Here is a 5815-nt window from a genome sequence, read left to right on the forward strand (position 1 = left end):
TTTTAGCTTTATATCCTTCCCTGTTCCTAAATTTACAAAATAATCTGGGCTGATCTTTTTCATATCCTTTGCGTTTATGTTTTCCATAAGAAAAACACAACCATCAGCCATATCATCTACATATAAAAACTCTCTATACACCTCTCCACTTCCCCATATCTCTACATAATCTTCTGTTATTCCAACATGCTTTAATATATCTCTTATAGAAATTTCACTTTCTAAATTAATCTTTTTATCCAATCCAAAACCAATTGAAAATCTTCTCATGTCATCTCTTATTCTATCAAAATCTCTACTTCTTAGAAGTTTTGCTAAGTGAAACTTTCTTAAAAGAGCAGGTAAAACATGAGCTGTTTCTAAATTAAAATTATCATTTGGTCCATATAAGTTCGTTGGCATTACTGAGATAAAATTAGTTTCATATTGCTCGTTATAGTATCTACAAAGCTTTATTGCTGTTATCTTTGCTATGGCGTAAGGTTCATTGGTTGGCTCTAAAGCATCTGTTAATAGATATTCTTCTTTCATTGGTTGTGGTGCATATTTTGGATATATACAGGAAGAGCCCAAATTCAAGAGTTTCTTCACTCCATATTTATAGCTAGTATTTATAACATTAGAGGCAATCATTACATTATCATAAATGAACTCTGCCTTATAGGTATTATTGGCAAGTATTCCTCCTACCTTTGCTGCAGCAAGAAATACATATTCTGGTCTCTCTTTCTCAAAAAATCTTTCTACATCCTCCTGCCTTCTTAAATCTAACTCTTTACTTGTCCTTACCACTATATTTTTATATCCCTTTTCTTCAAGTTTTCTTAATATTGCAGAACCTACTAAACCTCTATGACCAGCTACATAGATTTTTGAATCTTTATTCATACCCGCTCCCTGATCTTTTCATAAAATGAAAATTCATGATTTGTCCATCCATATCCACTCTTTTGAGAGGCTACAATTCCTTCCCCTTTTGGTTCAAGACCGTTTTGCAACATATCATAATCTACCATAATCTTAACAAGCTCCGAAAATTTCACTATTGGTTCCCATCCAAGCTTCTCTCTTGCCTTGGTTATATCTGCCTGAAGATATTCTACTTCTGTAGGCCTAAAATATCTTGGGTCAACCTCAATTACTATATCTCCTGGCTTAATTACACCTTCCCATTTAGGCTCTACACTCTTAACTATACCTCTTTCATCAATTCCATTACCTTTCCATTCAATCTCTATTCCCGCATATCCAAAAGCCTTCTCTACAAATTCTCTTACAGAATGACTTTCTCCTGTTCCTATTACATAATCATCAGGGTTCTCTTGCTGAAGCATAAGCCACATTGCCCTTATATACTCTGGAGCAAATCCCCAATCTCTTTTAGCATTTAAATTCCCCAAATATAAAACTTTTTGTTTTCCTGAAAGTATATTAGCTATAGCTCTTGTTATTTTCCTTGTAACAAAGGTCTCCCCCCTTCTTGGGCTTTCATGATTAAAAAGTATTCCATTGCAGGTAAAGATTTTGTATGCTTCTCTGTAATTTATAGTTATAAAGTAGGCATAAACCTTTGCAATTGCATAAGGACTCCTTGGATAAAAGGGTGTTTCCTCGTTTTGAGGAGGAGGTGATGCACCAAACATCTCTGAAGATGAAGCCTGATAAAATCTTGCTTTTATACCACTTCTCCTTATCGCTTCCAATATTCTTGTCGTACCTAATCCATTAACGTTCCCAGTAAATTCAGGCATATCAAATGAAACCTTAACATGCGATTGAGCTCCAAGATTATAAATCTCCTCTGGCTTTATATTCCAGATAATATCAGTAACAACACCAGGGTCCGAAAGATCTCCATAGTGCAAGAAAAGTTTAGCATTTGGGTCATGAGGGTCTACATAGATATGCTCTATTCGTTGAGTGTTGAAAGAAGATGATCTTCTAATTATGCCGTGCACTTCGTACCCCTGGCTCAAAAGGAACTCTGCAAGATAAGAACCATCCTGACCTGTAATTCCTGTAATTAAAGCTTTCTTCATTTATCTCCTCCTAAGGTTATCTTAAAACTTTGTTCATACTCTTCCAACGCTTCTAAGGTTTCTGCCTCAAAACGCATTACTAAAACTGGCTGAGTATTGCTTGCGCGGATTAGGCCCCAACCATCGGGGAACTCTATCCTAACACCATCAATTGTTATTACATTCTTTATTTTATCTGCAAGGTTGGGGAATTTTTCCTTGTATTTTACAAGAAATTGCTCAACAAGAGCAAATTTTTCTTCTTCTTTACAATCAACTCTAATCTCTGGTGATACATAAGTCTCAGGAAGGTCTTTTAACAAATCTGAAAATTTGAAATTATTATTTTTTGATTTCTCTTTTGCAAATATCTCAATAAGCCTTAAGGTTGCATAAATTGCATCATCGTAACCAAAATACCTATCATTAAAGAAAATGTGTCCACTCATCTCACCTGCAAGGAGAGCACCACTTTCTTTCATCTTCTTTTTAATAAGGGAATGGCCGACAGGGGAAAGGATAGGTTCACCACCAAGTTCTCTTATACCATCAAAAATTGTTTTGGAACATTTTACCTCTCCAATAATTTTACCTTTCAGGTGAGTCTTAAGAATATCTTTTGCGAATATATAAGTAAGTTTGTCTCCATAGACAACATTTCCTCTCTCATCTACTACACCAAGCCTATCAACATCTCCATCATAAGCAATACCAAAATCAAGGTTGTTGTTTTTGACTGTATCTTGCAAAGTAGAAAGCGTTTCGATAAGAGTTGGATCGGGATGATGATTTGGAAAATTACCATCTGGCTCGGAGTAAAGCTCAAAAACTTTTATGCCCAATTCCTTTAAAACCTGTGGAACAAATATACCTGCGCATCCATTGCCAGAATCAACAGCAATGCTAATAGAACTTGCAATATTATCTATTACTTTAAATTCAGTAAGTAAAAATTTTTTGTATTTCGAAAGAATATCAAAATGACTTAATTGTCCGTTTTTGTTCTCTATTTTTGGAGGAAGGCTTTTCACAATTTTATAAAGCTTCTGTATTTCTTCTCCATAGATTGTTTCCTTCCCAACACAAATTTTCATTCCATTATATTCGGGCGGATTATGACTTCCAGTAATCATTATTCCGCCATCTACAGGAAGATTAAAGAGCGAAAAGTATAGAACAGGGGTAGGACAGACACCAATGTCTATAACCTGCACTCCCTCAGAAAGAATCCCAGAAATCAAGGCATTCTCTAACCTTTCTGAATGTAAGCGAATATCTCTCCCAACAGATACAGTCAAATTTTTTTTCTTAAACTTATCCTTTAGATAAATTGCATAAGATCGACCTATTGCGTTAACTACTTCTTCTGTTAAGTTTTTGTCAACTTCTCCACGAATATCATACATTCTAAAAATTGTATTATCAATGTTCATCTGTCAATCCTTCCATACTTATCTTCAAACCTTACAATATCATCTTCCTCGACATATTCTCCATTCTGGACTTCAATAAGCTCAAGTGGCACCTTCCCAGGATTAGCCAATCTGTGTAGGGTAGATTTGGGGACAAAAGTGCTCTCCCCCTCATGTACAAAGAATGTTTTATCTCCGATGGTAACCTGCGCTGTGCCTCGGATTACAACCCAGTGCTCGGTTCTGTGATAGTGCATCTGCAGGCTTAAAGATTCGCCTGGTTTTACAACAACTCTTTTTATTCTGTATCTATCACCTGTTTCAAGGGTTTTATAACTACCCCAGGGTCTAAAGATTTCTTGATGCTCGATTGCCTCTTTTCTATTCTCCTTCTTCAGCTTTTCAATAATTTCCTTAACGCGCTCTCCATTCCCACGAAGCGTAACAAGTATAGCATCATTAGTTTCAACAACAATTAAATCTTCTACGTTAGTTACGGCAACTAATCTATCGTTAGCAAATACCAGAGAATTTTTTACATCAATTGCCTCTACATCTCCCACCAAAACATTACCATCTTGATCATGCTCCTTAATCTCATAAAAGGAATCCCAGGATCCAACATCGCTCCAGAATATATCCATAGGGACCACTGCGACTTTTTTGGATTTCTCCATTATCGCATAGTCTATAGATATATTAGGCATATCTTGAAAATTGTTTAGAGAGGTATCAAAACCTTTTTCTATCTTCTCAAAAATTTCTGGCTGATACTTTCTCAATTCCTCAAGAAAAGTGGAAATCTTAAATGCAAACATGCCCGAATTCCAAAAATAATTACCGATCTTGAGATACATTTTTGCAGTTTCAAAATCGGGCTTTTCGGTGAAACTCTCTACTTTGTTAAAATCGCCAAGGCTTTCTCCAACATTTATGTATCCATAACCTGTTTCAGGCCTTGTAGGTTTTATTCCGAATGTGACAAGGTAACCATCCTGCGCCGCATTTTTTGCAGTTTCCATATACGCAATAAACTTCTCAAGAGGTCTAATCATATGGTCTGAAGTAAAAACATATGTAACCTCATCTCTATCTTCATTCAACTTATCGATCAAATACTGCACCGAGAGTGCAATAGCAGGTGCGGTATTCCTCCCCAGAGGTTCAGTAATAATATTTTGTGCAAGAGCCGGTGAGAATTTGTCGCAGATTTCTTTTGTGTAGAAATAATAATCCTTATTAGTAATTGTAACAATATCTTCGGGTCCAACAATTTTTAAAGCTCTTTCATAGGATGCTTCAATTAAAGGAGTTTCGTCCACAAGCTTGAGAAATTGTTTTGAATACTTTTCCCTCGACATTGGCCATAGCCTTGTGCCCTTACCACCTGCAAGAATTATTACTTTCATAATAAGCTCCTTTTAAACTGTTTAATAAATTCTACAAAAGTTTCAACTTCTCCTAAAAGATTAAACAGTTTTATAGTTTCTGTAGTCAATCTTCCCCTCCTTAATCCTTTTTAAAAAGCTTCCATCCATCATCCTCAGCATAGATTCTGCATCAAAGTAGTAGAGAAATACTTTCCTTCCGTAATCTGCCCATAAATTCTCACTTTTTGTAAAAAAGACCTTGCCTTGTGATATTATTTGGTAGGCAAAGCGCAGGTTTTTTTTCATAGGAGTTGTTCAAAATTATGAGGTCTCTTCTTTTCCCTGTAAGGCTTTGTAACTGTGAGACAAAATTTCCATATTCAAGAATAGAAATGTCCCTCTCGACGTATATACCTATATCCACATCACTTATATCATTAGCCAGCCCCCTCGCAAAGGATCCAAAAAGCAGTGCAAAGACTATAAAATCTTTACTGCTTAAAAATTCCTCTACTTTTTTAATTTCATCCTTCACTTATTTCACCTCTATTAATCCTTTGGATAAACAATTAAAATGCTTTTTTCTGTCCCATTCCAGTTTACATATGCGCCGATGGATTCTGCAACAAAACGAATTGGGAGCATTGTTCTTGAGTTAACAATAATAGGTGTAACTTTGGAGTTCTGGGAATCAATCTGAACCTTCTTATTATTGACATATGCATAATTTTTGTTTATCCAGAGTTCGATCTTAGTGTTTGAGATATTTATCGTTACTTTCCTGTCCGTTCCATCCCAGGATAGGGTTCCACCAAGAGATTCTATAACTGTCCTTATAGGGAGTAAGGTTCTTCCCCAGTCAGGAATAATTACAGGAGTAGTGCTTCTACCTGGATCTACTTCACTTTTTACTCCATCAACGTACATCCACTTATTATTTACGATGAGTTTAATGACTTTTGATTTACCAATCTCAACGGTGAAATCAGGAAGAGAGTATTTGACAAGCAGTAGG

General features: G+C 35.8%; 6 protein-coding genes. All 6 read right to left on the bottom strand.

The window, feature by feature from the left end; genetic code table 11:
• A partial coding sequence (locus tag ACP5SP_RS07215) for a GDP-L-fucose synthase family protein (protein WP_428076364.1) occupies positions 1 to 888 on the bottom strand: 888 nt, incomplete at its 3' end.
• Positions 885 to 2039 (bottom strand): GDP-mannose 4,6-dehydratase, encoded by a 1155-nt coding sequence (gene gmd, locus ACP5SP_RS07220; protein ID WP_428076365.1) that lies wholly within the window; start codon positions 2037 to 2039, stop codon positions 885 to 887. The genes gmd and ACP5SP_RS07215, both read right to left, overlap by 4 nt.
• The gene (locus ACP5SP_RS07225) at positions 2036 to 3451 is read right to left on the bottom strand and encodes a phosphomannomutase/phosphoglucomutase (protein ID WP_428076366.1); all 1416 of its coding nucleotides are present in this window, start codon (positions 3449 to 3451) and stop codon (positions 2036 to 2038) included. Before ACP5SP_RS07225 ends, gmd begins: the two co-directional genes overlap by 4 nt.
• Positions 3448 to 4839, bottom strand: a complete 1392-nt coding sequence (locus ACP5SP_RS07230; protein WP_428076367.1) for a mannose-1-phosphate guanylyltransferase/mannose-6-phosphate isomerase — start codon at positions 4837 to 4839, stop codon at positions 3448 to 3450. The genes ACP5SP_RS07225 and ACP5SP_RS07230 overlap by 4 nt, the downstream gene beginning before the upstream one ends.
• A gap of 199 nt (positions 4840 to 5038) precedes the next feature.
• A complete protein-coding gene (locus ACP5SP_RS07235) occupies positions 5039 to 5335 on the bottom strand; it encodes a nucleotidyltransferase domain-containing protein (protein ID WP_428076368.1) in 297 nt (98 codons plus the stop codon).
• Positions 5336 to 5349: 14 nt separating this feature from the next.
• Positions 5350 to 5815 (bottom strand): stalk domain-containing protein (locus ACP5SP_RS07240; protein ID WP_428076369.1); only part of this gene is annotated, 466 nt, incomplete at its 5' end.

Source organism: Caldisericum sp., assembly GCF_049967455.1.
GTDB lineage: Bacteria > Caldisericota > Caldisericia > Caldisericales > Caldisericaceae > Caldisericum > Caldisericum exile_A.

What these genes read in the sequence shown, in the direction of transcription:
- ACP5SP_RS07230 (WP_428076367.1), bottom strand. Translation starts at nt 4,839, where the DNA reads ATGAAAGTAATAATTCTTGCAGGTGGTAAGGGCACAAGGCTATGGCCA.
- ACP5SP_RS07225 (WP_428076366.1), bottom strand. Translation starts at nt 3,451, where the DNA reads ATGAACATTGATAATACAATTTTTAGAATGTATGATATTCGTGGAGAA.
- gmd (WP_428076365.1), bottom strand. Translation starts at nt 2,039, where the DNA reads ATGAAGAAAGCTTTAATTACAGGAATTACAGGTCAGGATGGTTCTTAT.